This window comes from Phenylobacterium deserti (assembly GCF_003254705.1).
In the GTDB taxonomy this organism is placed as follows: Bacteria; Pseudomonadota; Alphaproteobacteria; order Caulobacterales; family Caulobacteraceae; genus Phenylobacterium; species Phenylobacterium deserti.
On record NZ_QFYR01000001.1, the window covers coordinates 1,420,833 to 1,447,007 of the forward strand.

At 68.2% G+C, this 26,175-nt stretch carries 34 protein-coding genes; 18 read left to right on the top strand and 16 right to left on the bottom strand.

What is annotated here, in order from left to right:
• Positions 1-17: 17 nt before the first annotated feature.
• Positions 18-2,342: a TonB-dependent receptor gene (locus DJ018_RS07130; protein ID WP_111514139.1), complete on the bottom strand. Its 2,325-nt coding sequence runs from the start codon at positions 2,340-2,342 to the stop codon at positions 18-20.
• Positions 2,343-2,511: 169 nt separating this feature from the next.
• Here DJ018_RS07130 and DJ018_RS07135 point away from each other — a divergent pair, with 169 nt between their 5' ends.
• Complete coding sequence (locus DJ018_RS07135) at positions 2,512-2,700, top strand: hypothetical protein (protein WP_111514140.1); 189 nt, start codon at positions 2,512-2,514, stop codon at positions 2,698-2,700.
• Between the two features lie 5 nt (positions 2,701-2,705).
• Here DJ018_RS07135 and cysQ read toward each other — a convergent pair whose 3' ends face one another.
• Both cysQ and DJ018_RS07145 read right to left on the bottom strand, forming a co-directional pair.
• Complete coding sequence (cysQ, locus tag DJ018_RS07140) at positions 2,706-3,476, bottom strand: 3'(2'),5'-bisphosphate nucleotidase CysQ (RefSeq protein ID WP_111514141.1); 771 nt, start codon at positions 3,474-3,476, stop codon at positions 2,706-2,708.
• Entirely contained in the window at positions 3,473-3,670 is a 198-nt protein-coding gene (locus DJ018_RS07145; protein ID WP_111514142.1) for a DUF3553 domain-containing protein, read from the bottom strand. Before DJ018_RS07145 ends, cysQ begins: the two co-directional genes overlap by 4 nt.
• A gap of 65 nt (positions 3,671-3,735) precedes the next feature.
• Here DJ018_RS07145 and chpT point away from each other — a divergent pair, with 65 nt between their 5' ends.
• The 4 genes from chpT (at position 3,736) to DJ018_RS07165 (ending at position 5,883) form a co-directional block, all read left to right on the top strand.
• Positions 3,736-4,422: a histidine phosphotransferase ChpT gene (gene chpT / locus DJ018_RS07150; RefSeq protein ID WP_111514143.1), complete on the top strand. Its 687-nt coding sequence runs from the start codon at positions 3,736-3,738 to the stop codon at positions 4,420-4,422.
• A 63-nt stretch (positions 4,423-4,485) separates the two neighbouring features.
• Entirely contained in the window at positions 4,486-4,851 is a 366-nt protein-coding gene (locus tag DJ018_RS07155; RefSeq protein ID WP_111514144.1) for a response regulator, read from the top strand.
• Positions 4,848-5,657, top strand: coding sequence for a CheR family methyltransferase (locus DJ018_RS07160; protein ID WP_111514145.1), 810 nt, complete (start codon positions 4,848-4,850; stop codon positions 5,655-5,657). The genes DJ018_RS07155 and DJ018_RS07160 overlap by 4 nt, the downstream gene beginning before the upstream one ends.
• Before the next feature lie 43 nt (positions 5,658-5,700).
• On the top strand, positions 5,701-5,883 hold the full coding sequence (locus DJ018_RS07165; RefSeq protein ID WP_111514146.1) for a hypothetical protein: 183 nt from the start codon (positions 5,701-5,703) through the stop codon (positions 5,881-5,883).
• Positions 5,884-5,959: 76 nt separating this feature from the next.
• Here DJ018_RS07165 and DJ018_RS07170 read toward each other — a convergent pair whose 3' ends face one another.
• From DJ018_RS07170 to nepR, 4 genes are read right to left on the bottom strand one after another with little or no spacing between them, the layout of a single operon-like run.
• Positions 5,960-6,097 (bottom strand): entericidin A/B family lipoprotein, encoded by a 138-nt coding sequence (locus DJ018_RS07170; protein ID WP_111514147.1) that lies wholly within the window; start codon positions 6,095-6,097, stop codon positions 5,960-5,962.
• 41 nt (positions 6,098-6,138) lie between these two features.
• Positions 6,139-7,857 carry a sensor histidine kinase PhyK gene (gene phyK, locus DJ018_RS07175; protein WP_111514148.1) on the bottom strand — a complete coding sequence of 573 codons (1,719 nt, stop codon included), beginning with the start codon at positions 7,855-7,857 and terminating at the stop codon, positions 6,139-6,141.
• Positions 7,858-7,878: 21 nt separating this feature from the next.
• Complete coding sequence (locus DJ018_RS07180; protein WP_111514149.1) at positions 7,879-8,484, bottom strand: sigma-70 family RNA polymerase sigma factor; 606 nt, start codon at positions 8,482-8,484, stop codon at positions 7,879-7,881.
• Positions 8,484-8,672 carry an anti-sigma T factor NepR gene (gene nepR / locus DJ018_RS07185; RefSeq protein ID WP_111514150.1) on the bottom strand — a complete coding sequence of 63 codons (189 nt, stop codon included), beginning with the start codon at positions 8,670-8,672 and terminating at the stop codon, positions 8,484-8,486. Before nepR ends, DJ018_RS07180 begins: the two co-directional genes overlap by 1 nt.
• A gap of 230 nt (positions 8,673-8,902) precedes the next feature.
• Between nepR and phyR the strand changes: the two genes are divergently transcribed.
• Complete coding sequence (gene phyR / locus DJ018_RS07190) at positions 8,903-9,706, top strand: anti-anti sigma factor/receiver protein PhyR (RefSeq protein ID WP_111514151.1); 804 nt, start codon at positions 8,903-8,905, stop codon at positions 9,704-9,706.
• A gap of 145 nt (positions 9,707-9,851) precedes the next feature.
• Here the strand turns inward: phyR and DJ018_RS07195 are convergent, their stop codons facing one another.
• From DJ018_RS07195 to DJ018_RS07210, 4 genes are all read right to left on the bottom strand, one after another.
• A complete protein-coding gene (locus DJ018_RS07195) occupies positions 9,852-10,154 on the bottom strand; it encodes a hypothetical protein (protein WP_111514152.1) in 303 nt (100 codons plus the stop codon).
• Between the two features lie 11 nt (positions 10,155-10,165).
• Entirely contained in the window at positions 10,166-10,378 is a 213-nt protein-coding gene (locus DJ018_RS07200; protein WP_111514153.1) for a hypothetical protein, read from the bottom strand.
• A 421-nt stretch (positions 10,379-10,799) separates the two neighbouring features.
• On the bottom strand, positions 10,800-11,252 hold the full coding sequence (locus DJ018_RS07205; protein WP_111514154.1) for an OmpA family protein: 453 nt from the start codon (positions 11,250-11,252) through the stop codon (positions 10,800-10,802).
• Positions 11,253-11,327: 75 nt separating this feature from the next.
• The gene (locus tag DJ018_RS07210) at positions 11,328-11,672 is read right to left on the bottom strand and encodes a YMGG-like glycine zipper-containing protein (RefSeq protein ID WP_111514155.1); all 345 of its coding nucleotides are present in this window, start codon (positions 11,670-11,672) and stop codon (positions 11,328-11,330) included.
• A gap of 121 nt (positions 11,673-11,793) precedes the next feature.
• Between DJ018_RS07210 and DJ018_RS07215 the strand changes: the two genes are divergently transcribed.
• The 3 genes from DJ018_RS07215 to DJ018_RS07225 are packed head-to-tail and all read left to right on the top strand — an operon-like array spanning position 11,794 to position 13,823.
• Complete coding sequence (locus DJ018_RS07215) at positions 11,794-12,141, top strand: hypothetical protein (protein ID WP_111514156.1); 348 nt, start codon at positions 11,794-11,796, stop codon at positions 12,139-12,141.
• 22 nt (positions 12,142-12,163) lie between these two features.
• Positions 12,164-13,030: a diacylglycerol/lipid kinase family protein gene (locus tag DJ018_RS07220; RefSeq protein ID WP_111514157.1), complete on the top strand. Its 867-nt coding sequence runs from the start codon at positions 12,164-12,166 to the stop codon at positions 13,028-13,030.
• A gap of 1 nt (position 13,031) precedes the next feature.
• Positions 13,032-13,823, top strand: a complete 792-nt coding sequence (locus DJ018_RS07225) for a metallophosphoesterase family protein (RefSeq protein ID WP_111514158.1) — start codon at positions 13,032-13,034, stop codon at positions 13,821-13,823.
• A 136-nt stretch (positions 13,824-13,959) separates the two neighbouring features.
• Here the strand turns inward: DJ018_RS07225 and DJ018_RS07230 are convergent, their stop codons facing one another.
• The 3 genes from DJ018_RS07230 to DJ018_RS07240 all read right to left on the bottom strand — a co-directional run bounded on the left by DJ018_RS07230 (position 13,960) and on the right by DJ018_RS07240 (position 15,064).
• A complete protein-coding gene (locus DJ018_RS07230) occupies positions 13,960-14,133 on the bottom strand; it encodes a DUF1328 domain-containing protein (RefSeq protein WP_111514159.1) in 174 nt (57 codons plus the stop codon).
• A gap of 206 nt (positions 14,134-14,339) precedes the next feature.
• Positions 14,340-14,753 carry a hypothetical protein gene (locus DJ018_RS07235; RefSeq protein ID WP_111514160.1) on the bottom strand — a complete coding sequence of 138 codons (414 nt, stop codon included), beginning with the start codon at positions 14,751-14,753 and terminating at the stop codon, positions 14,340-14,342.
• A complete protein-coding gene (locus DJ018_RS07240) occupies positions 14,750-15,064 on the bottom strand; it encodes a glycine zipper domain-containing protein (protein ID WP_111514161.1) in 315 nt (104 codons plus the stop codon). Before DJ018_RS07240 ends, DJ018_RS07235 begins: the two co-directional genes overlap by 4 nt.
• A 219-nt stretch (positions 15,065-15,283) precedes the next feature.
• Between DJ018_RS07240 and DJ018_RS07245 the strand changes: the two genes are divergently transcribed.
• The 6 genes from DJ018_RS07245 to DJ018_RS07270 all read left to right on the top strand — a co-directional run bounded on the left by DJ018_RS07245 (position 15,284) and on the right by DJ018_RS07270 (position 21,253).
• On the top strand, positions 15,284-16,675 hold the full coding sequence (locus DJ018_RS07245) for an HWE histidine kinase domain-containing protein (protein WP_240609471.1): 1,392 nt from the start codon (positions 15,284-15,286) through the stop codon (positions 16,673-16,675).
• 243 nt (positions 16,676-16,918) lie between these two features.
• Positions 16,919-17,494 carry a DUF4142 domain-containing protein gene (locus DJ018_RS07250; protein ID WP_111514162.1) on the top strand — a complete coding sequence of 192 codons (576 nt, stop codon included), beginning with the start codon at positions 16,919-16,921 and terminating at the stop codon, positions 17,492-17,494.
• A 40-nt stretch (positions 17,495-17,534) separates the two neighbouring features.
• On the top strand, positions 17,535-18,218 hold the full coding sequence (locus DJ018_RS07255; protein WP_111514163.1) for a fumarylacetoacetate hydrolase family protein: 684 nt from the start codon (positions 17,535-17,537) through the stop codon (positions 18,216-18,218).
• 2 nt (positions 18,219-18,220) lie between these two features.
• On the top strand, positions 18,221-18,865 hold the full coding sequence (gene maiA, locus DJ018_RS07260; RefSeq protein WP_111514164.1) for a maleylacetoacetate isomerase: 645 nt from the start codon (positions 18,221-18,223) through the stop codon (positions 18,863-18,865).
• A 42-nt stretch (positions 18,866-18,907) separates the two neighbouring features.
• Complete coding sequence (locus DJ018_RS07265; protein WP_111514165.1) at positions 18,908-19,522, top strand: carbonic anhydrase; 615 nt, start codon at positions 18,908-18,910, stop codon at positions 19,520-19,522.
• A 117-nt stretch (positions 19,523-19,639) separates the two neighbouring features.
• Positions 19,640-21,253, top strand: coding sequence for a TadE/TadG family type IV pilus assembly protein (locus tag DJ018_RS07270; RefSeq protein ID WP_165842815.1), 1,614 nt, complete (start codon positions 19,640-19,642; stop codon positions 21,251-21,253).
• Positions 21,254-21,256: 3 nt separating this feature from the next.
• On the opposite strand, the gene DJ018_RS07275 is transcribed toward DJ018_RS07270, so the two are convergent.
• A complete protein-coding gene (locus DJ018_RS07275) occupies positions 21,257-22,210 on the bottom strand; it encodes an isopenicillin N synthase family dioxygenase (RefSeq protein ID WP_111514167.1) in 954 nt (317 codons plus the stop codon).
• A gap of 10 nt (positions 22,211-22,220) precedes the next feature.
• Positions 22,221-24,116 carry a monovalent cation:proton antiporter-2 (CPA2) family protein gene (locus DJ018_RS07280; RefSeq protein ID WP_111514168.1) on the bottom strand — a complete coding sequence of 632 codons (1,896 nt, stop codon included), beginning with the start codon at positions 24,114-24,116 and terminating at the stop codon, positions 22,221-22,223.
• A gap of 168 nt (positions 24,117-24,284) precedes the next feature.
• Between DJ018_RS07280 and DJ018_RS07285 the strand changes: the two genes are divergently transcribed.
• Genes DJ018_RS07285 through DJ018_RS07295 form a run of 3 tightly spaced genes read left to right on the top strand, consistent with a single transcriptional unit; the run spans position 24,285 to position 26,127 of the window.
• Positions 24,285-25,025 carry a CoA transferase subunit A gene (locus tag DJ018_RS07285; RefSeq protein WP_111514169.1) on the top strand — a complete coding sequence of 247 codons (741 nt, stop codon included), beginning with the start codon at positions 24,285-24,287 and terminating at the stop codon, positions 25,023-25,025.
• Positions 25,025-25,678: a 3-oxoacid CoA-transferase subunit B gene (locus DJ018_RS07290; protein WP_111514170.1), complete on the top strand. Its 654-nt coding sequence runs from the start codon at positions 25,025-25,027 to the stop codon at positions 25,676-25,678. Before DJ018_RS07285 ends, DJ018_RS07290 begins: the two co-directional genes overlap by 1 nt.
• A gap of 5 nt (positions 25,679-25,683) precedes the next feature.
• Positions 25,684-26,127, top strand: a complete 444-nt coding sequence (locus tag DJ018_RS07295; RefSeq protein WP_111514171.1) for an acetyltransferase — start codon at positions 25,684-25,686, stop codon at positions 26,125-26,127.
• Positions 26,128-26,175: the final 48 nt, after the last annotated feature.

Here is a 26,175-nt window from a genome sequence, read left to right on the forward strand (position 1 = left end):
CACGACTTAGAGGAGGATCAGTAGCGGACGTTGAGGGTCAGGATCGCCTGGCGACCAGGGCCGTAGTCGGCGTGGTGAACGCCGTTGGTCCGGGCGATGTAGTCTTCGTCGCCGACGTTCTGGACGTTCAGCTGGAGGTCGACGTTGTCGCGCAGCTGGTAGGAGGCGAACAGGTCGAAGCGCCAGTAGTCCGGCGCGTAGATGCGGTTGGTCCCGCCGCCGGCGCCGCCTTGATTGCCGCCAAAGCTCTTCGAGACGTAGTAGGCGCCGCCACCGACGCTCAGCTGCGGCAGCACCTTGTAGGTGGTGAACAGGCTGAAGCTGTGCTCAGGCGTGTTGGCCAGCGGGTCGCCTTCGTTGATCACGTTGTAGGACCCGCGCACCAGCTCGGAGTCCATCCAAGTGTAGCCGCCGAACACCTGCCAGGCGCGGGTGATGGCGCCGGTGACCGCGAGCTCGACGCCGCGGGCTTCCACTTCGCCGACCTGGCCGTAGACGCCCGGCTCGATCTGCACCTGGGCGTTCTCACGCTTCAGGTCGAAATAGGCGGCCGAGGTGGTCAGGCGCTGGCCGAAGAAGGCCCACTTCACGCCGATCTCGGCGCTGGTCACATCTTCCGGCTCGAGCAGGACGTTGGCCAGGTTGCCCGTGCCGTTCCCTGTGCCGGTGTTCTGGTCGCCGGCGGAGATCGTCGGCGGCGTCGAGGAGGTGCTCCAAGACGCGTAGATGCTGCCGTTGGCGGTGGGCTTGTAGACCACGCCCGCCTGGTAGTTGGTGAAGTCCCAGTCGCCCGAACGGGGCGTAAGCGTGGTGCCGGTGATCAGGCCGTTGGCGCTGGTGATCGTGGCGTCCAGACCGTCCACCGAATACTCGTCGTGCCGCACGCCCAGGTTCAGCAGCCATTGCGGGCTGAGCTCGATCGTGTCGAACGCATAGATGCCGACGGTCTTGGTGCGGTTCACCGACGGCGTCGGCCGCGTGATCCGACCCTGCCACGGATCATCGGGGTTCGGCGCATAAACCCGTGTGCAGTCGCCGACGCCCAGGTTGTTCGAAGCGCCGCTGAAACCGGCCGGGCAGGGCGCGCCGGACGTGGTGTAGATCGCGTACGCCGCGTTCTTGTTCGTCTCGCGGCTGAGCTCGAGCCCGACGTCGAAGCTGTGCTGCAGGCCAAAGGTGTCGAACTTGCCGAACACGTCCGTGACGTTGGCGATGGTGGTGGTCGGGTTCCAGCGGGACTTCGTGCCGCGCTTCATCCACCACTCGCCGCCCACGAACTGCGCCACGCCGCCGTCGCCGGGGTTGGTCACCACATAGTCGTTCAGCGTCTTGGAGTAGCGGAAGACGTTGCGGACGGTCAGGTTCGGATGGAAGTCCGCCTCAACCGCCAGGGTGCCGATGTCGGCCTTGGTGCGCTGGAAGTCCCGCGCCTTCAGCCCGTAGAAGCTGTCACGCGGAACATCCAGAACGCCGCTGGCCGTCCGGGGCGCCGTCGGACCGAGCTTGGTGAACAGCGGCACGCCGTAGTCCGGCATGTCGTCGGTCTCGAGGTGGTAGTAAAGGCCGGTCACCCGGAAGTCGGTGCCCAGGCCCACGGCGGCGGCGGCGGCGAAGCCCCAGCGCTCCAGGTCGACCGCCTCGCGACCCGGGACGTCGCCTTGGGTGCCCATCAGGTTCAGGCGCAGGGCCGAGGTCTCGCCCAGCCGGTAGTTCGCGTCCACCGTGCCGCGGACGTAGTTGTCCGTGCCGCCGGCCACCGAACCGTTGATGAAGTTGTCCAGGCGCGGGCGCTTGCTGGTCAGGTTGATGCTGCCGCCGCCCGAACCGCGGCCGCTGTAGGCGGAGTCCGCGCCCTTCACGACTTCCACCTGCTCGAGGTTGAACACCTCGCGCACCTGGCCGCCGCTGTCGCGAATGCCGTCGACGAAGATGTTGTTGGCCGAGGCCTGGCCGCGGATGAAGGGACGATCGGCCAGCGGCTGGCCGCCTTCGCCCGCGCCGAAGGTGATCCCCGGAGAGGTGCGCAGGATGTCCTGCAGCGAGGTCGCGGCCGTTTGCTGGATTACTTCCTGCGGGATGACCGTCACGCTGCGCGGGGTGTCCAGCAGCGGGGCGGTGAACTTGGCCGAAACCGGCTCGTTCCCGTTGCGGCCGGTGACGGTCACGCCGGACACCTGCGCGGAGTCGGCGGGGGCCGTCGCCATTGCGTCGTCCTCAGCAAACGCCTGCGGCGCGAGGGCCAGACTGGCGAGACCCGCAACGGCGGCGGGCGTCAGCGCCTTTCGGGCGTAGGCGCGCACGCCCGGCTTGTTCTGCTGCAGCAACTTATCCCCCAGGTGCATGATGAGATTGCGAGGCGTTCTTAGTTAGCTGCCTACGCCTTGGCAATGAGAATCATTCTCAATTGCGTCTGAGGACCTGCCCGGGTTGGGGCTCAAGGCTTCGCCGCGGGCGCAACCAAGCCGGCGCCTGCCGTGTTAAACGTTTGATATTAACGACGGACCCGAGCCGATGACCGGCGCCCTAGAGCTTTTCCGCCCCTTCGCCTGGCTGGCGCTGATCGCCTTTCTTGTCGGCTTCGTCAGCTACCTTGCGCTTGGCCAGCCGTCCTATGCGGCCGCAGAAGAAGAGCTCATTCCGGCCTACGCCTCGGACTCTGGGCCGGTCTCAGATGACTGGAATATCGAACGCCACATTTGACGGCTTCAGCCGCCGCGCGCCACGAACCATCCGTTTCGGAAGCCCTGGTCCGCCTTGCCATACAGGAACGGCTGTCCCTCGTCCGTCAGCACGCTGCCGCCCGCCGCCTGCAGCACGGCGTGAGCTGCCGCCACGTCCCATTCCATCGTGGGTCCATGCCGCGGATAGATGTCGGCGGCCCCTTCGGCGATCCGGCAGAACTTGATGGAGGAGTCCATCGGCTCGCGCCGGCTGAAACCGTAGCGATCGGCCAGCGCTTGTGCTGCTTCCGGCTTCATGGTGTGGCTCGAAAGGGCCAGCGCCTCGCCCTCCGGCCAGGTGCGCACGCGCACCGGCTGGGGCGCGCCGCCCTGCGTCCGCTTCCAGGCCGAGCCGCCGGCCGTGTACCAGACCTCGCCGGTCGGGGGGGCGCACACGGCGCCGGCCACCGGCTGGCGGTCCTCGATCAGGCCGATGTTGACGGTGAAGTGAGGATCTCCGCGCACGAAGGCCTTGGTGCCGTCCAGCGGGTCCACCAGGAAGAAGCGGGGACCGATCTGTTCCGGCGTTCCGAACTCGCTGGAGTCCTCTTCCGAGACAACCGGGATGTCGGGGAAACATTCTGCCAGCCGCTGCAGGATCAGCGTCTCACCCCGGCGGTCGGCTTCGGTGACGGGGCTCTCGTCGGCTTTGGCGTGGACCGTCAGGCCGGAGCGCCAGAGGGGCAGGATCAACTCGGCGGCCTCCACGCAGATCTGCGCCAGAATCTCGCCCACGTCGTTCGTCGTCGTGCTCACGTCGCCCTCGGATCGTCGCCCACAAAGTCCAGCCGCACGACAGATGCGTCGATGACCTGCTTGCCGGCCTGTTCGAAGTTCACCGTCACCTTGCCGCCGGCGACCGACTGCACCTGCCCGATCCCCCAGTCAGGCTGACCGGGATGGCGGACGAGCACGCCGGGTTCCATAAACGGGTCGATGTACGGGCCCATGATGGGGTCTCTTATGAGGGCTGGCCCGTTTTCCAAAGGCTCAAATCACGCCAAGGTCCGCCGCCATGAGCGAGATCCCGGAAAATCCCGAAAGGGCCGAAGTCCTCACCAGCGCTGCCCCGCCTGTGCGCACCGCCGAGTTCGCCGCCTATCTGGCGGCGCGCATGTGTCACGACTTCATCAGCCCGGCGAGCGCCATCGTGTCCGGTCTCGACCTGCTTGACGATCCCTCGGCCCAGGACATGCGGGAAGAGGCAATGGGCCTGATCGCCAGCTCGGCGCGCAAGCTGGCGGACCTCTTGGCTTTCAGCCGCGTGGCTTTCGGCGCCTCCGCGTCCGCCGAGACCTTCGACGCCCGCGACCTGCACAAGCTCGCGCAAGGCGTCTTCGGTCACATGCGGGCCGAACTCGACTGGGCGGTGGAAGCTCCGGCCGTCAACAAGCCGGCCGCCCGCACCCTGCTGAACCTCGCTCAACTGGCCGGCGGCGCCCTGCCGACGGGCGGCACGGCGCGCATCCGCGCGGTGCAGGAAGGCGCCTCGCTGGCGATCGCCGCCGAGTCGCGCGGGCCTCGCGCCCGCCTGCGGCCGGAGGTGCTGGCCGGACTCCGCGGCGAGCCGCTTTCCGAGGGGCTGCACGGCCATTGGGTCCAGGCCTACTACATCCACCTGTTCCTGAACGACGCCGGCGGGCGCGTGTTCGCCGACGTGAACGAGGAGCGGGTGGTGTTCGCCGCCACCGTTCCGGTCTGAGCCTCACGGCTCGTTAACCATAGCGCGCGACAGTTCTCCCGTAAGTTACGGGAGTCGCCCGCGTTGAAGACCTGCCTCGTCGTCGACGACAGCCGCGTCATCCGCAAGGTCGCGCGCCGCATCCTCGAGGACCTCGGCTTCGAGGTCGCGGAGGCGGCTGACGGCGCCGAGGCGCTGTCTTGGTGCCGCGTGATGATGCCCGACGTGGTGCTGGTCGACTGGCACATGCCGGTGATGGGCGGCATCGAGTTTCTGCGCCGGCTGCGGCTGGAGCCGGGCGGCGCTGCGCCCAAGGTGGTGTTCTGCTCCGTCGAGACCGAGCTGGATCGCATCCGTGAAGCGCTCGACTGCGGCGCGGACGAGTACATCATGAAGCCCTTCGACGGCGAGATCGTCGCCAACAAGTTCGCCTTGGCAGGTGTGGCGTGACCCCCCGCGAGCGCGAGTTCATCGCCAAGCTGTGCGCCGCCCGCGCCGGCCTAAGCGTTCCCGCCGACAAGGACTACCTGCTGGAAAGCCGCTTGGCCCCGGTCGCCCGCCGCGAAGGTTTCGGCTCGGTGGCCGAGCTCGTGCAGGCTTTGCGGGGACGCGCCGACGAGGTCCAGGTCTGGGCCTCCGTGGAAGCCATGACCCTGCCCGACACCGCCTTCTTCCGTGACGGCGAGGTGCTTGAGGCCCTGTGGTCGGCCTTGCCGGCCATGGCGCAGCGCGGATCAGCACCCTTGCGGATCTGGAGCGCCGGCTGCGCGTCCGGGCAGGAGATCTACTCCCTGGCCATGCTGCTGGAGGAGCGGCCGATCCCCGGCGTGCAGGTCGAGCTCTTCGCCTCGGACATCGCCGAGCGTCAGCTGGAGAAGGCGCAGGCCGGCGTCTACTCGCAATTCGAGGTCCAGCGAGGCCTTTCCGCCCGCCGCCTGATCCGCCACTTCGAGAAGCGCGACGAAGCCTTCCTGCTGTCTCGCCGCGTGCGCCAGCATGTTCGCTGGCGGCGCGTGAACCTGGTGGAGGACCTGACCTCGCTCGGTCAGTTCGACGTGGTGCTCTGCCGGCACGTCCTTTCCGGGCTCACGAACGAGGGGCGCAACCGCGCCGTGGATGGTCTGGTCCAGGCCGTCGCTCCCGGGGGGCTACTCGTGCTCTCGCCCGGCGATGACGTCGGTGACCGCCTGCCGACGTTCCTTGGCGTGCCCGGCGCCTTCGGCGGCGCGCCAACGCGTCGCTCAGCGGCCGCCTGAACTGGAACCGTGTTTAAGCGCCGCCGGTTGGGGAAGCGCACAGATGACGAAGAAGATCGATCAGGAGACGCGGTCCTGGCCTGAGAACGGAGAGGCGGAGGCGGCGCTCAGCTCCCTGAGGGGCGGCTTGGAGCGCATCCGCTCGAAGGTTGAGCTGGCGCGCCAAGCGCTGCAGCCGGCCCGGGATGAGACGCCCGGTGAGACCGATCCGTCGGACCGCGTCTAGCGTCACGGCGTAGGCCTAAACGCAGAAGGCCCCGCCGCTCAGGGAGCGGCGGGGCCGATTGCATCTGGAACGATGCTTATTGCTTGGCGTCGCGAGCGGTGTCGGTCACGGCCGCGCCCGCGGCGGAAACGTCACGGCCAGCGCCTTCGACGGTGTTGCAGGCGGCCACGGCCATGCTGGCGGCGATAGCCGCCAGAACGATGATCTTGCGCATTGGGAAACTCCCGGGGTTTGTTGGTGCCGGGCAGAAACGAACTATGCTGCAGCTTGGTTCCCAGGTGCGCTCGGGGGCACGTCTTCAGCTGCGGGGGTGGGGAAGAGCAGGCGCGCCGTGATCCCGCCGCCGGGGTTGCGGACCACCTCGGCCCGGCCGCGCAGCTGGCGCGCGAAGGCAGTCATCAGGGTGCGGCCGACACCCGAGGACACCAGCGCATCGTCCGACGCTTTGCCGTCGTCGCTGATCTCCAGTTCGGCCTCGTCGCCCCGCACATGGAAGTTCACGTTCAGGATGCCGCCGCGCCCGGCGAAGGCGTGCTTCTGGGCGTTGGTGATCGCTTCCACGGCGAATAGGGCTAGCGGCGCCAGCCGGTCGGGGTCGATCACCAGGGCGTCGACGGACAGCTCGGTCTGCACCGGCGGACCGTGCAGCATCTCGCCCGCCACCAGCTGAGCGGTCAGCTCTTCCAGGAACGGACGCAGGTCCACCCGCTTCAGGTCCGGCCCCTGGTAGAGGGCGCGGTAGATCAGGGCCAGGGCGGTGATCCGCTGGCGCGTGTCGGACATGGCCGCCCGCGCCGCCGGATCGGTCAGCGCCCGCTGCTGCATGTTGAGCAGCGAGGAGATGACCTGCAGGTTGTTCTTCACCCGGTGATGGATCTCGCGCATCAGCGCGTCCTTTTGGGCGAGGTTGTCGCGCAGGGTGGCGTCGCGGCCGACGATGGCGGTGGCCATTTCCTGGAGCGTGGCGGCCAGGTCACGGATCTCGGGCGGGGCTTGCTCGGCCTGCACGGGACGCACGCTCAGGCGGCCCTTGGCGTACAGCGCCGCGATCCGCTGCAGATAGGCGATCCAGCGGATAACCACCCGCTCGCTCACAACCGTCACCGCGGTCAGGGCGAGCACGAAGGTCAGCAACGGGAAGAGGATGCCGGTCAGCGGGTTGAGCCGCGCCCAGGACAGCACGCCGGGCGAGCGCGCGGACAGCACCACATAGACGTCGTCCCGCACCACGGGCGCGGCGGAGAACACCCGCCGCTCGCCGTTGCGATCGTCGGCGTACCAGACGGCCGATCCGCTCTTGCCGATCCGCGCGCGCCAGTCGCCCGGCAGGCCCGGGAAGGCGCTCGTGTTGGTGCTGTTGATGTACCGGCCTGCCGGATCCACCAGCGCCACTTCCGCGCCGCGGGGCAGGGACGGATCGGTGGTCGAGGGTTGCAGGCTCGCCAGCGGGATCACCGCGGCGAACGCGCCATCGAAAACGCCGCCGGGGGTGGTGGCGCGGATCGCCGCCAGCACCGATGGGCCATCGGCATAGCCGGCGCCGGGATCGCGGGTGACCACCAGGCTGTCGCCCGCAGCGAGATGCTGGAACCAGGTGCGGCCTTGCCGCTGGGGATCGTTAGGCACGTCGCCGGCGGCGCAAGCGACCCGTCCGGCGCGGTCGAACCGCACCAGGTTGGCGTAGCCGGGAATGCGCTGGGTGACCTGGGCGAGCCGCTGGGCGCACTGGAATCCGACCGACCCGGGCGCAAGCGTCTGGAGCAGGATCTCCGCTCCTTCCATGCGCGCGCGGGCGGCCGCGGCGCTTTGCTGCGCCGCGCGTCCAAGGTTCTCCCGCAGGCCGACACCCTCGCGATGGAAGGCGATCGCGGCCTGAAGGACCCCGAGCAGGAGTACGGGCAGCAAAGCGACGGCCAGGGCCGCCGTGAGGCGAACCCTGATCGTGCTCAGCGAAGCCCAGTTGGGGCTCGTCATGGCAGAGGCTCGAACCGTCCTTTAGCGGACGGTGCTTAGCCGCTCCGCGTCGGCAAGAATAGACCGCATGGCGTCGCCAGCGGCAGCCCCGTCACGGTCGTAGTTGCCTTCGTCGAGAATGGCGTGCAGCGCCCGCCGCGCCCGGCTGACCCGGCTTTTCACCGTGCCCACCGCGCAGCCGCAGATTTCCGCCGCTTCTTCGTAGGCGAACCCGCCAGCGCCCACCAGGATCAGGGCTTCGCGCTGTTCCGGCGGCAGCATGGCCAGGCCCTGACGCAGCTCGTCCAACGCCACCGGAGCCTCGGGGTCGTCCACCGCCACCAGAGTCCGCTCGGCGGCTTCCTGGTCGAGCTGGCTTTGACGCCAGGACCGGCGCTTTTCCGAATAGAACTGGTTGCGCAGGATCATGAAGGTCCAGGCCTTCATGTTCGTGCCCATCTGGAAGCTGTTGCGGGCGTCCCACGCCTTCATCATCGCGTCCTGGGCGAGGTCGTCGGCCGCAGCCGGGTCGCCGCACAAGGTGCGCGCAAAGGCCCGCAGGTGCGGGATCAGCTGGACCAGCTCACGCTTGAACGCATTGTCGTCCGCCGGCTGGCGCGGCTTGGGCGTCGCGTTTTCCTCGGCCATCAGCCTTTCTCCGAAGAGCGGCTGTCGGCCCGGCGGAGAATTTCGAGAAACTCGTCCGGGACTTGCTCGTTGACCACTTCGTCAAACATCTGACGCAGGCGCACGCCGATCGCCTGCTGACGCAGGCGGGCTTCGTCCATCGCGGCGGACGACTTGCGCCGTTCCTCTGAAGGCCGTTGTTCGATCATGTCGTCGGCGCTCCGCTCTCGCGGCGGCCGCCCCCTCGTTGCATCCTCGTTAGCGCTCAACGCCCCACTCCAGCCTGGGTTCCCTCAGACGTGGAACCAAGATGCCGAAAACTATGATCGTCGGGAACCGGTTCCATGTCCTGGCGTTTTGGTCTCATGATGCAGCCGAACGGGGGCGTGGCTCCCCGTGCGCGGTTGCCTCACAGCTAATTCTTCGGGAGGGGTCACCCTTGAGTCTTCTTGCCCGCCTGGCGCCGCACCTGCCGTACGTGCGCCGTTACGCCCGCGCTCTCACTGGTGACCAAACCACCGGTGACCATTACGTCCGCGTGGCGCTGGAAGCTTTGGCCGCCGGCGAGCGCGTCCTTGAGCCGAACCTGACGCCCCGCGTCGCTCTTTATCACGTCTTCCACGCCATCTGGTGCTCGTCGGGCGCTCAGCTGGAAGCCCCGGAAGACGACGACGGTCTGGCGGCCGACGACACCACCCGCCGCCTGATGCGCATCGCCCCGCGCTCGCGCCAGGCCTTCCTTCTCACCGCCCTTGAAGGCTTCACGCCGTCGGAAGCGGCCCAGATCCTGGGCACCGACTTCGCCGAGGTCGAGCGTCTGATCGCCGAGGCTCAGGCCGAGATCGACGCCGAGCTGGCCACCGACGTCCTGATTATCGAGGACGAGCCTGTGATCGCCGCCGACATCGAGGCGCTGGTCCGCGAACTCGGTCACACGGTGGTGGACATCGCCGCCACCCGCACCGAAGCGGTGGACGCGGTGACCCGAAAGACCCCCGGCCTGGTGCTCGCCGATATCCAGCTGGCCGACGGCTCCTCGGGCATCGACGCGGTGAAGGACATTCTGGCTCGCTACGACGTGCCGGTGATCTTCATCACGGCCTTCCCGGAACGCCTGCTCACGGGCGAGCGTCCGGAGCCGACCTTCCTGATCACAAAGCCCTTCCAGCCGGAAACGGTGAAGGCGGCGATCGGCCAGGCCCTGTTCTTCCATCCCCGTCGGACGAACAAGCAGGCCGCCTAAGCCTTCAGGCAAGGCAGCGAGACGCAAGGGCGCCGCGGCTTCCGCGGCGCCCTTCTTCGTTTTCGGCTCCAGCGCTTGCGCTCGCACAAACGGAAACGGCCGCCCCGAGAGGCGGCCGTCGTCGTTCAGACTTGCAGCTAGGCGATCAGGGGTTCGGGCCCGGCCCGGTGTGGTTGCCCTCCGGCGGGGTTTCCTTCTGGTAGGGCTGCGGATTGATGGGGGCGGGCTCGGGCGCGTTGAAGATCTGCGCGTCGGCCTGCTCACGGGCGTTGTTGGGCTCGGTGCTCGCCAGGTCGTCGGCCTTCCAGGTGTAGGCGGCGAAGAAGCCCAACACGACAAGCAGGATGCCGAAGGCGAGAACGAAAAGGATCGGACGGCCGAGGCGGCCCTGCCGCGCCCGGGTGGCGTCGACCGTCGGATGGCCGGTGGTGCGCGTGGTAGGCGCCATGAAGTCGCTCCTTACTCAGACGGGAAGTAGCTGAACGGGCCGGTGTGGGCGCCGCGCGGCGCGTCGCCGCTGGAATGGGATGTGAGGGATCCGATCAGGCCGCTGACCAGCGCCAGACCAACGACGGCGCCCACCACCGCCAGGCGACGACGCGCCGCCTGCTGACGATAGTTGGGCGTCTTCGACAGAACGAAGCCGCTTCGGGATACGAAGGAACTGCGCATGGCTTGCCCTCCCAATCGGTGCGGGCCAAACGCCCGCCACAGGCAGAACGCGAGCGAAGGCCGCGCTGTTCCGGAGCTTGGCCAAAAGCGGGCGCGGGTTTGGAAAGCCTTGCAATTTCAAGCGTCGGACGCTAAACCAAAGCTACCGGCAGCGCTCGATGTGCTCGCCTATGCGCTCGCGCGTCGGTGTTTTCTTGAAAAAAGTACTCGCCCTCCGGAACGCATCCGGGGGACTGCGTGTTTCTGGATTGCGGAGGCGGCGACGCCCCCCCCGACTTGAGACTGGCGACCATGCCAGTCTGCCGTCTCCGCACCCCTTTTCTCGATGATGCACACACTTCCGGCGGGCCGTTAGGCCCGCCTTTTCTTGTGCGCGTGCGGCCGGCCGGACTCTTGTTCGGTCCGGCCGACGATCTTTCTGTCAGCGGGGCTGCAGACGCAGGATCACGTCGGCGCGGCGGCGCAAGGGGGCGGCGCGACCGTCCGCCGTCACGGCGCCGGCGTCGCCCACGGCGGCGACGCGGAATTCAGCGGCGGGCAGGCCGGAGGCGGCCAGGGCGGCGGTCACCGACTGGGCCCGGCGGCGGGACAGCTCCAGGTTGGCCTGCGGCGCGCCGGTGGCGTCGGTCAGCCCGACGACCTCCACGCTGCGCACCTCGCAGCCGGCGGCGCCTTCGGAAGCGGCCTTGATCACGGCGCGGCCTTCCGAGGTGAGTTCCGCCGCATCAGGCTCGAAATAGATCTGAACCGTCTGGTCGACGCAGCGCACCGGCGCACGGACCAGCCGCTCGCGGGCGTTCTGCACCGTGGAACAGCCGGCCAAGGTCACGGCAAGCCCGGCGGTCAACAAGATCAGGTTCGCGGATCGTCTCAATAGCCCCTCCCAATTTTGCACGAGAAAGGGCGGCCGGAATGTCCGACCGCCCCTTGCTGTTCAAGTCCGCACGCCTCAGTAGCGCGGCGTACCGTCTTCCCAGAAGTAACGGCCGGTGGCGGAGTCGTAGTAGTAATAACGACCGGCGCGTTCATCGTAGTACTGGCGACGCGGCGTGTTCGCGGCGCCGCAGCCGCCTTGGTCGTTACAGCCCTTCACGGCGCCTGCCGCGCCGCCCACCAGGGCGCCGACAGCCGCGCCCGTGGCGGCGTTGCCCGAGCCCACGTTGTTGCCGACCACAGCACCCGCGAGAGCGCCGAGCGCGGCGCCGCCAAGGGCGGTGTTGGTGGTGTGCGGATCGTTGGCGCAGGCGGTCAGAAGCGTAGCTGCGCCGGCGAGGGCGATCATGGGTTTGAGCATTTGATGGCTCTCCTTGCGTGTCCCCTGAGCGCCCAAACGCGAGGCAAGCGCCACAGTTCCCCGGAACCGCCCCGCTCGCCCGCCGTTCAGGCCGCAAGGATGCGGTTTCGGAGACCTGACCATGGTCGGTGGACGCCTGAAAGAAGAGAGCACCTCGGCCGAGGCCGTCGAGCGGGCGGACCTGCGCGAGGCTTATGAGCGCGGGCGCCGTGACGAGCGCGCCAGCCGCAAGCGGCACCCGGTGCTGATGACCTTCACCTTCGTCGCGGCGATCGTCGGCGTCGTTCTACTTGCCCTGGCGGCGGTGAACGGCTCCTTCACTTCTGCCGGCGGAGTGGTGGACAAGAACCTCAACGTCGCCGCCAACAAGGCCGAGCCGGTGGTTCGCGACGCGGCCAGCGACGCGGGCGACACGCTCCGCGACGCCGGCAATCAGGTGCGCGACAAGGCGAACGACACGGCCGGATGACAAGCAACTGGGGGCAGAGGCGGTGACATCGATCCGCAAGGTTGAGGTCATCGCCAACGTGGCCTCGGGCAGCGTCAGCAAGGACGCGCCCGAACAGGCCGAGAAGATCTTCGCCGACTTCGGGCTGAACGCCCATGTCTGCGCGCCGGAGAAGGGCGAACTCGGCGCCTGCCTGCGGGCGGCGGTCGACTCGGCCCCCGATCTGCTTGTGGTGATCGCTGGCGACGGCACAGCGCGCGCCGCGGCCGAGATGTGCGGTCCTGACGGGCCGGTCATCGCGCCGTTGCCAGGCGGCACCATGAACATGCTGCCCCACGCGATCTACGGTCCGCGCGCCTGGCAGGACGCCCTCACCATCGCCCTCACCCAAGGCGAGCAACGCATTCTGGGCGGCGGGGAAGTGGAGGGCCACCGCTTCATGGTCGCCGCCATCTTCGGCTCGCCCGCCCTATGGGCCCCAGCGCGCGAGGCCGTTCGCTACAACCAGAAGAAGCTCGCCTTTCTCCGCGCCCGAAAGGCCATGAAGCGCGCCTTCTCGGGGCGCCTTCGCTACAACCTGGACGATGGCCCGCGTGAGAAGGCCGAGGCCATGGTGTTCCTTTGTCCCACCACCTCCCGCGCCCTCAACGAAGATGAGCAGGTCCTCGAGGCGGCGGCGCTGGACGTCAAAGGGGCGGCGGATGCTTTCCGCCTCGGCCTGCAATTCCTTGTCGGCGATTGGCGCGACGCGCCGGTCGTAGACAGCGAGCGCTGCAAGGTGGCGCGTCTGTGGGCGGCCCAGGGCATTCCCGCCCTGCTAGACGGCGAGTCCGTGCGGCTGAAGCAGCTGGCGGAAGTGGTATACAGACCCGACGTGGTGCGCGTGCTCGGCATCCCGAAAGACGTCTGACGTGACGATCCGCTTCGCGCATCTTTCGGACATCCACTTTGGTGGCGAGAACCCGGAGGCCGTCGCCGCCGCGGCCGAGTATGTGAACGGCGGCGACTTCGACCTGACCATCATCTCGGGCGACCTCACGCGCTTCGCCGAGCCGCAGGAGTTCGAGGCCGCCGCAGCCTGGCTATCGATGCTCAAGGGGCCGCGGCTGGTGACGCCGGGCAACCACGACGCACCGTACCTGGCACCGTTCGAGCGGGTGTTCGCTCCCTTCCGTCGCTATGAGCGCGCCATCGGCCCGGCTTGGGCGCAGAGCCATCTCGGCGGCGGCTTCGCCGTCTTTGGGTTGAACACCGCCCGGGGCGCACAGCCGCGCATGAACTGGTCCAAAGGCCAGATCTCCGCCGGCCAGGCGCGAGATGCGGTGCGCTGGTTCGACGCCGCGCCCCAGGAGTGCTTTCGGATCGTCACCTGCCACCATCCGCTGATCGAGATGATCGGCGGCCCCATGACCGCCAAGGTCTGGGGCGGAGAGGCGGCGGCTCGCGCCTTCGCCGAGGCGCGTGTGGACCTGGTGCTTTCCGGGCACATCCACGCGCCCTTCGCCTGGCCCTACCCCTATGGGGACGGCAAGACCTACGCGGTGGGGGCCGGCACCCTGTCGATCCGGGAGCGCGGCGTGCCGCCCGGCTTCAATGTGGTGGAGATCGAAGGCTCGGCCATCCGCGTGCAGGCGCTGGCCTGGGCCGGCTCGCGCTACGAAGCCTACCGCACCTGGTCATTGGATCGTCGCGCCGACGCCTAAGCGCCGACCTCCTGCTGCTGGCGATCCGAAGCGCGAAAGCAAAAGGGGCGGCGATGGATCGCCGCCCCGGTTGGGACCGGCTCGTCTCGCGAGCCTGGTCAGTGCCTTGCCGGAGATCCGGCCGGCGCTACTTGGGTCAGGGCACGCCTCGTCCTCGGACAAGATGCATAACGGCAGACACGAGGAAGAGTACGAGGAAAACGAAGAAGAGGATCTTGGCGACGCCCATGGCGGTGCCCGCAATGCTGGTGAATCCAAGCACAGCGGCGATCAAGGCGACCACAAGGAAGGTCAGGGCCCAGCCGAGCATTTGGCGTTCTCCATCCGGCGCTCGAAGCGCCGTTCTGTTGCGCGGGACCGACTGCCCGCTCGCTGTAAACAACGTTCCGGAACCGGCGCTGTTCCCGATGGATGCTTGACATCTGCGACGAACCCGTTCTTGCGCCTGAGCTCCGGCCAAGAAAAAAGCGCCGGGGAGGCCCCGGCGCTCACGTCGTTTGGGTCTAGCCGTGCGCCTTAGCGGCGCCGCTCTTCCGCCCGTCCAGCGGCCTTGCCGGCCTTGCTGGCCATGGCCGCCGTGACGATGGTGGTCATCAGCTTGGGATTGCGCATCAGAACCAGGCCCGCCGCCGCCGCCGCGCCAGCGGCAAGGATCGGCTTGTCGCGCGCCAGGTCGATGAGCCGGCTGGTGAAGCTCTGTTCCTCGACCGGCGCGGCGTGCGGGGGCGGGTTGGCCTTCCGCATCAGCACCAGGGCGAGGGCGATGGCGAAAATGGCCGCCACGGCGGCGACCACCGCCGCTCCACCGGCCGGGCCCAGATAGGTGCGGGCGACCGCGAACAGCGCATAGGCCGCCGCGATCACGCACACGCCGGCCGCCGCCGCAAGCGCGGCGATGGCGGCGGCGAGGCTGATGGCTTTCTTGATCAACGGCGCCCGGAGGACAGCAGCAGGCCGATGAGGACGCCCACGCCGAGGGCCGCGCCGGTGGCGGCGATCGGACGCTCGCGCACGCGCTCGGTGACGTAGGTCTGGGCGGTTTCCAGCTGCTGGCCGGCGGTGTCGGCATAGGTGCGCGATTGGGCGCGGATCTGCTCCAGCGCGTCCTGGGCCACTTGCTCGATGCGGGTGCGCACTTCGGCGAAGGTGCGTTGCGCTTCGGCGCTCAGGCGGGCCGCGCTGTCATTGGCGGAGCCGGTGGCGGCTTGATCGACGGACTGATCGGCGGCGTTCGCGGGCATTCTCGATGTCTCCGAAGATTGGGGCCCCGGCAAGCAGCGGGGTGCGCATGCCTGAACGGGGAACAGCATAGGTGGGTTCCGCTCTGCGCGCAAAAGCAGAGCTTGTTAGGCGCCCCTTCTGGCGGAAACGCTGTGGGAAATGCACGGTTCCTGTTGGAGCCGCAGCGCGCATCGCCCTATGGTCTGCGACTTGTGGTCGCGCCAGAGCCGGGGTGCAGAGTGAACCAAGAACGCCTGGAACTTGCCTTGGAGGCCGCCGGCCTCGGCGAGTTCGAATGGGACTTGGAAGCTGATGTCATGCGCATCAGTCCGCGGATGGCGGCTATCACCGGCCTGCCTGCGGGCGAAATCGCGGCGGACGGCGGCCGGGCGCTGGACCGCCATGTGCACCCCGAAGACCTCCCGCGGCTGCGAGCGGAGCGTGAAGCCAACGTGGCCAGCGGCCGCGGCTATGAAGTGGAATTCCGCCAGATCCGACCCGATGACGGACGGGTGATCTGGATCCGCTCGGCGGGCGTCCAGGCCGTGGACAAAAACGGCCGGCCTGCCTGCGTCACCGGCATCGTTCTCGACGTCACCTCCCGCAAGTTCGAAGAGGAGCAGCGCCAGACCCTGATGGCCGAGCTCGACCACCGGGTGAAGAACGTCTTGGCCGCCGTGCAGGTGCTGGCCCAGCAGACCGCCAAGCGAACGACCTCTCTGGACGCTTTCCTGCAGAACTTCGGCGGCCGCCTGAAGGCCATGGCCTCAGCGAACGAGCTGCTCACCGCCGCCCGCTGGCGCGGGGCGGCCATCGACCACCTGGTGTCCGCTGAGCTAGGCGCGCTGGCGCCCGGCCAGACCAGCTGGAGCGGGCCCGAGCTCTTCCTGACCCCCCGCGCCGCCAACGCCCTGTCCCTGGCCCTCCACGAGTTGGCCACGAACGCGGTGAAGTTCGGCGCGCTCTCCATCGAGACCGGCCACGTGGACGTGCGCTGGAAACGGCTGGGCGAGGGCGGCTTCGAGCTGATCTGGACGGAAAGCGGCGGGCCGCGCGTGGCGCCGCCCGTTCGGCGCGGCTTCGGCTCCACCCTTCTGGAGCAGGTGACCGGCCGCGAGCTGAACGGCGAGGCGGGGGTGGAGTATGGCCCCGGCGGCGTCCGCGCCCGCCTGGTGGCCGGCGTCCAGGCCGTCGCCCCGCGTCCCGAGACCGTGCCCGAAGCGCCCGCGCCGCAGCGGGTGGTGGAGACCATCACCGCTTCTTCCGGCCCCGCCAGCCTGAAGGGCTCGCGGGTGCTGATCGTCGAGGACGCGGTGCTGCTGGCGCTGGAGCTGGAAACTGGCCTCTCCGACGCCGGCGCCGAAGTGATCGGCCCCGCCTACGAACTGGAAGAGGCGCTGGCCCTTCTGGACCGGCCCATCGACGCCGCCGTCCTGGACGCCAACCTGAACGGACGCTCCGTCACGCCGGTGGCCGAGGCGCTGTTCGCCCGCAAGGTCCCGTTCGTTTTCGCCACCGGCTATGGCGAGACCGGCGGCGCGCCCGGCGGCTTCGAGGCTCCGGTGATCCGCAAGCCCTACGACGTCACCCAGGTCGCCGCCGCTGTGGCGGAGCTCCTGCGGTCAAGCTGACGCACCCCCTGAGACAAGCAGTCACCTAGCTCCGGAAAAAGCTGAGCCTTAGAACTCTGCGCATGGGGCCTGCGGACTGACCGCAGGGGCCGGACCGGCGGCCCAGGGACATCGCCCGGATCATGCGACCCGACCCTTGCGTCTGGTCCGCGGCAAAGGTCGCGGGCCGACCGAACCTGAGCCCGCGCAGCGGAACGCCTGGGCGTTGAGGGCAATTGAGGCGCTGGAGCTTCGATTGCGCTGATGTCCGCCCGTTTCATCCTTCTGACGCTCTGCAGCGCCGCGGTCCTTCTGGGAAGCTGCGGCCGCGTGCCTGCGCGCGGCGCCGAGGCCGCCGCTCGGGTGGCCGACGCGCCCAGGCCTGCGCCGGTGCTGATTGTCTCCGAGCCTGCGCCGCCGCCGTCCGACGCCGAGTTCGTCGCCGCGGCCACAGCGATGGAGGCGTCCGAGATCGCCGCCGCACAATCGGCCCTGGCCCGCGCCGCCGATCCCCGGGTGAAGCGCTTCGCCGGCACGATCCTACGGGACCACCAAGCCTCCCGCGGCGGGCTCGCCAAGGCGATCGCGGAGTCTGGCCAGCCGCTCGCTGTGTCATCCGCCCCGCCGGCCGCCGCCGGCATGGAGGGCTCCGGCCGGGAGAACTTTGACGCCGCCTTCATGGCCGGCCAGGTGGAGGCGCATCAGCAGGCCTTGGCCCGCCTGCAGGCGTACGCTCAAGACGGCGGCAACACCGCCTTGCGCGCCTACGCTGCCGGCGCTGCGGTGCTCGTCCAGCAGCATCTCGCCCAGGCGCAGCAGCTGGCCGAACAGCTCGGTTGAACCGCTTCCCTTCTGTTTGGGCCGGGTCTAATCCGCAGGAATGAGCGCCTACCTCTTCGAGCCCGCCGTCGCCGCCGTTCCCGTGGAGGGTGAAGCCGCCCTGTTCCCGGTGCGGCGCGTTCTGTGCGTCGGCCGCAACTATGCCGCCCACCGCCGCGAGATGGGCGCGGCCGAGGACGATCGCGACCCGCCATTCTTCTTCGCCAAACCCGCCGACGCCTTGGTCCCGCCAGGCCGCGATGTCGCCTATCCTCCGGCGACCGCCAACCTGCATCACGAGATCGAGCTGGTGGTGGCTATCGGCAAGAGCGGCGTCGGCATCGCGCCCGACGCAGCCCTCGATCTGGTGTTCGGCTACGCCGTCGGTGTCGACCTGACCCGTCGTGATATCCAGGCCGAAGCCAAGAAGAAGGCCCAGCCTTGGGAAGCGGCCAAGGCCTTCGATCAGTCGGCTCCGATCTCCGCCATCCGCCGCTGGAGCGGCCCGGCCCCTCAGGGCGCCATCCGGCTTTCGGTGAATGGCGAGGTGCGTCAGGACGGCTCGGTCGCCGACATGATCTGGAACATCGCCGAGATCGTCGCCGAGGCCTCAAAGCTTTGGCGTCTGGAGCCGGGCGACCTCATCTTCACCGGCACGCCCGAAGGCGTCGGCCCGCTGATCCGCGGCGACCAGGTGGACGGCGAGGTCGAGGGTGTCGGCCGCCTGTCCTTCCGGATGGCCTGATCATGCCGCTCGTCCTCCACGGCTACTGGCGCGCCACCGCCCCCTACCGGGTTCGGATCGGCCTGAACCTGAAAGGTCTGATTTACGAGCTGCGCTCGGTGAACCTCGCCAAGGGCGCGCAGCACGACGACGCCTACAAGGCCCTGAACCCCCAGGAGCTGACCCCGGCCCTGGTGACGGAGGACGGCGCGGTCCTCACCCAGAGCCTGGCGATCCTCGAGTGGCTGGACGAAACCTATCCGGCGCCGGCCCTCCTTCCGGTTGAGCCCGCGCCGCGCGCGGCGGTTCGGGCCATGGCCGCCCTCGTGGCCTGCGACATCCACCCCCTCAACAACCTGCGTGTCCAGCAACAGCTCGAAGCCATGGGTCTCGATGCCGAGGCGCGCGGCGCCTGGAGCCGGCGTTGGATCGAGGACGGCTTTCGCGCCCTCGAGCCGATGGTCGTCCGGCACGGCCGCGGCTTTGCGTATGGCCAGGCGCCGACGCTGGCGGACTGCTGTCTCGTCCCGCAGGTCTACTCCGCAGGACGCTACGGTGTGGATCTGGCGCCTTTTCCGGCCATCCGCGCGGTCGCCGATCATGCCGCTGCCCACCCGGCGTTCGCCGCCGCCCATCCGGACCGCCAGCCGGACGCCACGCCCGCCTGACGCTCGCTTGCGGCGACGGCTTGGCGGGTCTACAGGCGCGCCATGCTTGAACACCTGAAGGCCAACAACCGGGCTTGGGCTGAACGCAAGGTCGCGGCCGACCCGGGCTTCTTCAAGCGCCTCGAGGGGCAGCAGGCCCCCGAGTATCTCTGGATCGGTTGCTCCGACAGCCGCGTGCCCGCCAACGAGATCGTCGATCTCGATCCCGGCGAGCTGTTCGTGCACCGCAACGTCGCCAACCTCGCGCCGCCGCAGGACGCCAACTACCTTTCGGTCCTGCAGTTCGCGGTGGACGTGCTCAAAGTGAAGCACATCATGGTGGTCGGCCACTATGGGTGCGGCGGCGTCGCCGCAGCCGTCGACGGGCAGCGGCGTGGGCTGGTGGACCACTGGCTCCACCCCATCCGGGAAGTGCATCACGAGCATCGCTGCGAGCTGGAGGCCATCGAGGGCGACCGGGAACGCTGGGACCGGCTGGTGGAGCTGAACGTCATCCGTCAGGTCCGCAACGTGGCCTCCGACGTCTTCGTCCAGGACGCCTGGGCCCGTGGGCAGCAGATCAGCGTGCACGGATGGGTCTACTCCATCGCCAACGGCCTGGTGAAAGATCTGGCCGTCACCGTCAGCGGCGTGGGTGAGCTCGACCGCCTGAGCTGAACCGACTCCGCGCCTGCGGGATCGGGGTGTTTTGGGTGTTTACCGTGCCTGGCGCCCAATTGATTCACCCTGCTAATGCAAATGTTGCCTTGGCTGTTGAAGAGTCAGGGGGCCGCGATGCGGATGGGCCAAGGCGACATGTTCCGGCGAAGGGCCTCGCGGCTTGTCTCGCGCTTCGGCGCTGACCAGCGCGGCGGCACCGCCGTCACCCTGGCCATCAGCCTGGCTGTCCTGGCGCCGGTCAGCCTGGGCGTCCTCGACGTCTATGTGACCAGCCAGCAGAAGGGGAAGCTGCAGGACGCGCTGGACTCCGCCACCCTGGCGGCCGCGCGCTCCCCCGCTCAAACGGACGCCGAAATCGACCAGATCGGCGACGCCGCCCTGGCCGCTAACCTGGCGCTGATCCCCGGCGCGGAGCTCATCGGCTCCACCTTCGACCTCGAAGGCAACAAGGTCATCTCCTACGCCAACGTCCGTCTTCCGAAGATCGGGCCGACGCCCGGCGACGGCGTTCTGCGCGTGGATTCCGAAGCTCAGCGAGCCGGGCAGATCGAAGTCGCCCTGGTGCTCGACAACACCGGCTCCATGGCCGGCACGAAGCTCACCAATTTGAAGAACGCCGCCAACAGCCTGGTGGACAAGCTGGTGGACGCGTCCAGGCGCAGCACCAACTCCGATCCGCTGAGGATATCGCTGGTGCCGTTCTCGTCGACGGTGCGGATCCTGCCGACCACCTCATTGCTCAACCCAGCCTACAACACGGCGAGCCACTCTGGCTCCAATATCCCTTCGTGGATCGATCCTCAGGGCCTGGCGCATCGCACGTCAGGTTCGACCTACGACATCTTCGATAACCAGAGCGATCGCTTGGCGATCATGAAGACCTGGGGCGGCTCTTGGTCGGGCTGCATCGAATCCCGGCGCGCACCCTTCGACATTCGTGAGGACGCGCCGAACGCCAGCGTCCCGGCCAGCATGTTCGTGCCCTACTTCTGGCCCGACGAGCCCGACAACGGGAGCGCCGCGTCCAATCAGATCAACGACTATCTGAAAGACAACACCACCAACTCCGACTGGCGGGTCAAGGAGAAGCGCTCAGCCAAGTATCAGAAGATACAAAGCGAGAATCTCGGCTGGAAGAACACCGGGACCTTCATGTCGGGCTACTCATTCGGGCCGAACGCTGGATGCGGCCTTCAGCCGATGATCCGGCTCACAAACGACTATGCGTCCGTGAAGACCGCGATCAACGCCATGACTGCGGTGGGCGAGACCAACATCCCGCTAGGCCTGATGTGGGGTTGGCACACCTTGAGCCCGAACATGCCGCTCGCTAACGGCAAGGCTTACGAGACCAAGGACCTGCGCAAGATCATCATCCTGATGACGGACGGCGATAACACCTTCACCACGCGAGGTGAGAACAACAAGTCGTTCTACCATGGCTTTGGTTACATCTGGCAGGAGATGCTGGGTATCGGCGCTGGCGCCAGCAACACGCAACGCACCACGGCTCTGAACAACCGGCTCTCGCAGCTGTGCACCAACATCAAGAACAAGAAGATCATCGTCTACACGGTGCGGGTGGAGGTCACGACCGGCTCCAGCACCTTGCTGCAGAACTGCGCGTCCTCCCCGGACAAGTTCTACGACGTGCAGAACGCGTCCGGTCTCGGGGCGGCGTTCGACCAGATCGCCGCCTCTATCCAGAACCTGCGGATCTCCAAGTAGCCGTCAGACCAGCTTGATCTCGCGCAGGCGCTCCTGGAGGTACTCGTCCGCCGTGATCGGGGTCGGGTACCGGTCCGGGTGCTCGGCGTCCACGCAGTTGGGCAGCGTCTTGATCAGGTAGTCCGAGTTGAAGTGCAGGAAGAACGGCGTGGAGTAGCGTGGGAAGCCCCGCCGCTCAGGAGCCGGGTTCACCACCCGGTGCGTGGTGGACGGCAGGCGGTGGTTGGTCAGCCGCTGCAGCATGTCGCCGATGTTCACGACCAGGGCGCCGGGCGGCGGGTTGATCGGCAGCCAGCTTCCGTCCTTCTCCTTCACTTCCAGGCCGGCCTCTTCGGCGCCCAGCAGCAGGGTGATGACGTTGATGTCCTCGTGGGCGCCGGCGCGGATGTGCGGCCCGTCCTGCGGCACCGGCGGGTAGTGCAGCAGGCGCAGGATCGAATTGCCGAAGTCCACGGTGGGATCGAAGAAGTGACGATCCAGCTCCAGCCAGGTGGCGATCGCCTCCAGGACCTTCAGGCCCATGGCGTCCAGCGCGCCGTACAGCCAGCCCACCGTCTCGTGGAACTGCGGGATTTCCGCGTCCGGCCAGACGTTGTCCGGCATGTGGTCGCGATAGCGGTGGCCGGCCGGCAGGTCGCGGCCCACGTGCCAGAATTCCTTCAGGTCGTAGTGCTGGTGACCCTTGGCGGTCTCGATGCCGAACGGAGTGTAGCCGCGCTGGCCGCCGACCGGCAGCTTGTACTTGCGCTTCACCTCTTCGGGCAGGGCGAAGAACGCCTTGGCGGCGTCGATGGCCGCGTCGATGCGGTCCTGCGGCAGGCCGTGGTCCTTGATCACCGCAAAGCCGAAGCGGGCGAAGGAGCCGCCGAGGGCTTGGGTGAAACCGGCGAAGTCTTGGTCGTAGAGCGCGTAGGAAACGGGCTCGATACGGTCCTGGATCTGGGTGGCTTGGCTCATGCCGGCTTCCCTACACCCGCTGACGATCGGTCTCCAGCGTGGCGGCGAGGTCGTCCGCCCGCGGCCCGTCGTCGCCCTCCGCATCCAGCTGCTCCTCTTCGGCGAGGCGCGCCATCTCGATGCGGAGCAGCTTTTCCATGGTCTCGCGCGAGGCGCGGGTTGCGGAGATGTAGCGCTCCCTCTCGCCGGAGGCGGGCTCCAGCTGGCGGAACAGCTTGAGGTCCTGCTGGCGGAACACGTCGGCGGCGCGGCCGGCCCGGCGCTCCGTCAGGCCCAGGCGGACAAGCGCCTTGCGACCGAAGGTCAGCCCGGCCTCGAAGGTTTCGCGCTCCACCTCGTCTACCCCGGCCTTGATCAGCTGGTAGGCGTGCGGCCGATCGTAAGCCCGGGCCATGATGGTCAGATGGGGGAAGGCCTCCCGCGCCGACTCCACCATCTCCAGCGCCTTGTCGCGGTCGTCGATCGCGATCAGCAGCAGCTTGGCCTTCTCGGCGCCAGCGGTGCGCAGCAAGTCGATGCGGCTGGCGTCGCCATAGTGCACCCGCCAGCCGAAGCGACGGATCGTGTCGATCTGATCGATGCTGGAATCCAGCAGCACCACCTTGAAGTCGTTGGCGATCAGCAGACGGGTGGCGATCTGGCCGAACCGGCCGAAGCCCGCCACCACCACGTCCGGGTCTCCCTCGTCAAATGGCAGGTGCTCGGGCTCGGCTCGCTCTTCCTGGCGGTTCAGCACGAAGCGGGCGTAGAGCGCCATGACGATCGGCGTCAGCGCCATGGATAGCGCCACCACCGCGGTGAGCAGGCGCGCAAGGGTCGGGTCCAGCACTCGGGCCTGGGTGGTGAAGCCCAGCAGGACGAACGCGAACTCTCCACCCTGAGCGAGGGCCACGGCCGTTGTCATCGCAGCGCGCTGGGGGACGCGGAAGGCTCGCGCCGCGGCGAACATCGCGCCGAACTTCAGCAGGATCAGCCCCAAGGTCAGGCCGATGATCAGAACCGGCTGGGCCGCCACCACGCCGAAGTCGAGGCCGGCGCCGACCGTGATGAAGAACAGTCCCAGCAACAGACCCCGGAACGGCTCGATGTCCGTCTCCAGCTCCCGGCGAAACTCACTCTCAGCCAGCACCACGCCGGCCAAAAAGGCGCCCAGCGCCGGCGAAAGTCCGACCAGCTCCATCAGAACGGCCACCGCGACCACCAGCAGCAGGGCCGAGGCCGTGAAGATTTCCCGCAGGCGCGCGGCCGCAATGAACCGGAAGGCCGGCCGGGTGAGATAGCGCCCCGCCACCACGATCACCGCCACGGCCGCCAGCCCGACCAGCGCGCCGGCCCAGCCTGGCAGGCCCGAAACGATCGAATGGCCGTGGTCCACGTGCGCCACGCCAGCCGAAACCGCCAGAAGCGGCAGCAGGGCGAACAGCGGGATCACCGCCAGATCCTGGAACAGCAGAACGCCGAACGCGGATTCGCCCACCGGCCCCTGCCGCAGGCCGCGCTCTTCCAGCCCTTGCAGCACAATGGCGGTCGAGGACATCGCCAGCACCAGGCCGACAGCCAGGGCGGTTCGCCAGTCCAGGCCGAACGCCATGCCCGCCGCGCCCAGCACCGCGGCCGAGCCGGCCACTTGCGCCAGGCCGAGGCCAAAGATGGTGGTCTTCATCCGCCACAGCAGGGCGGGCCGCACTTCCAGGCCGATCAGGAACAGCAGGATGACCACGCCGAACTCGGCGAAGCGCATGACGTCGCCCGGCTCGCCCACCAGGTTCAGCAGGAAGGGACCCACCAGCACCCCGGCCAGCAGGTAGCCCAGGACCGAGCCGAGCCCGAGCCGCTTGGCGATCGGCACCGAGAAGACGCCGGCCGCCAGATAGACCAGGGCCTGGGTGAGAAGATTGCCGCTCATGCGTTTGACGCTGGGGAAAGGGACTGGAACATGCGCCACAATGGACAGCGACTTCGGCGCCGTTGCACGCTGTTTTTCCGCCCTGCAGCAAGGCAGCCTTGCGACAGACGATGAATTCCCCGCGACAGCCGGTTCTCAACCGCTCCAAGGCGTCGTAAACGGCAACCCATGGCCAACAAGGTGCAGTCCTCCGCCGCCGACGCCCTCGCCGGGCTTTTGTTCGACGGCATGACCATCATGTCCGGCGGCTTCGGCCTCTGCGGCATCCCCGAAAACCTGATCGCCGCGATCCGCGAAAGCGGGGTCAAGGACCTGACCGTCATCTCCAACAACTGCGGGGTGGATGACTTCGGGCTCGGCATCCTGCTGGCGGGCGGCCAGATCAAGAAGATGATCAGCTCCTACGTGGGTGAGAACAAGCTGTTCGAGCAGCTGTATCTCTCCGGCGAGCTGGAGCTGGAATTCAACCCGCAGGGCACCCTGGCCGAGCGCATCCGCGCCGGCGGCGCCGGCATCCCAGCCTTCTTCACCAAGACGGGCGTAGGCACGCTGGTGGCCGAGGGCAAGGAAACCCGCGAGTTCGACGGCGAGACCTATGTGATGGAGCGCGGGCTCACCGCGGACCTGTCCATCGTCAAAGCGTGGAAGGGCGATGCGGAAGGCAACCTCGTCTACCGAATGACCGCTCGGAACTTCAATCCGATGATGGCCACGGCCGGCAAGGTGACCGTGGCCGAGGTCGAAGAGCTGGTCGAGGTCGGCCAGCTCGATCCTGACCAGATCCACACCCCCGGCATCTACGTGGACCGCATCCTGAAGGGCGCCGTCTACGAGAAGCGGATCGAGCGCGTCACCACGCGTCCGCGCCAAACCGCGACCGCGGCCGCCGGCGCCGGAGAGGAAGTCTGATGCCCTGGACCCGTGACCAGATGGCGGCCCGCGCCGCCACCGAGCTGCGCGACGGCTTCTACGTGAACCTCGGCATCGGCATTCCGACCCTGGTGGCCAACTACATCGCCCCCGGCGTGCAGGTGACCCTGCAAAGCGAGAACGGCATGCTCGGCATGGGCCCGTTCCCGTTCGAAGGTGAGGCCGACCCCGACCTGATCAACGCCGGCAAGCAGACCATCACCAGCCTGCCCAGCAGCTCTTACTTCTCCAGCTCCGACAGCTTCGCCATGATCCGTGGCGGGCACATCGACCTGTCCATCCTGGGGGCGATGCAGGTGTCCGGCTCCGGCGACCTCGCCAATTGGATGGTGCCGGGCAAGATGGTGAAGGGCATGGGCGGAGCCATGGACCTCGTCGCCGGCGTCAAGCGGGTGGTCGTGGTGATGGAACACGTGGAGAAGTCCGGCGCGCCCAAGCTGGTCAACGCCTGCTCCCTGCCGCTCACCGGGCAGGGCTGCGTAGACCTCGTCATCACCGACCTCGCCGTGTTCGAGGTGAACCGCGGCAAGAGCCCGCTGCGCCTGATCGAGCTGGCTCCCGACGTCACGCTGGAGGACGTCCGCGCCAAGACGGAAGCGCCCTTCGAAGTGGCGCTGGAGACGGCGGCCTGAGCGGCATGGGCCATTCGATCCGCCAGAGCGGGCCGCAGGACGTCGCGCGCAACTTCCAGATCTGGCGCGAGGCCGTGCTCGCCACTCACGACTTCCTCGAGCCCGGCGACTTCGAGGAGATCGCCCGCATCGTCGAGGAGGACTACCTCCCGGCCGCTGAGTTCTGGGTTGCGGTGGACGCGGCCGATCGCCCGCTGGGCTTCATGGGCCTGCGCGAGGGGCACATCGACTCCCTGTTCGTCGATCCGGCCGTTCATGGCCAAGGCGTCGGCAAGGCGCTGGTCCACCATGCGGTGACCCTGGCCGGGTCGGTGACGGTGGACGTCAACGAGCAGAACCCCCGCGGCGTCGGCTTCTACGAAAAGCTCGGCTTCGTGCGCCGCGGCTGGTCGGCCTCCGATCCCACAGGGCGGCCTTATCCCATCGTGCACATGGCCTGGGCGGGCTAGCGCATCCGGCCGGCGGGCGCCTACGTATCTCCTCGTGAACGTCTCACG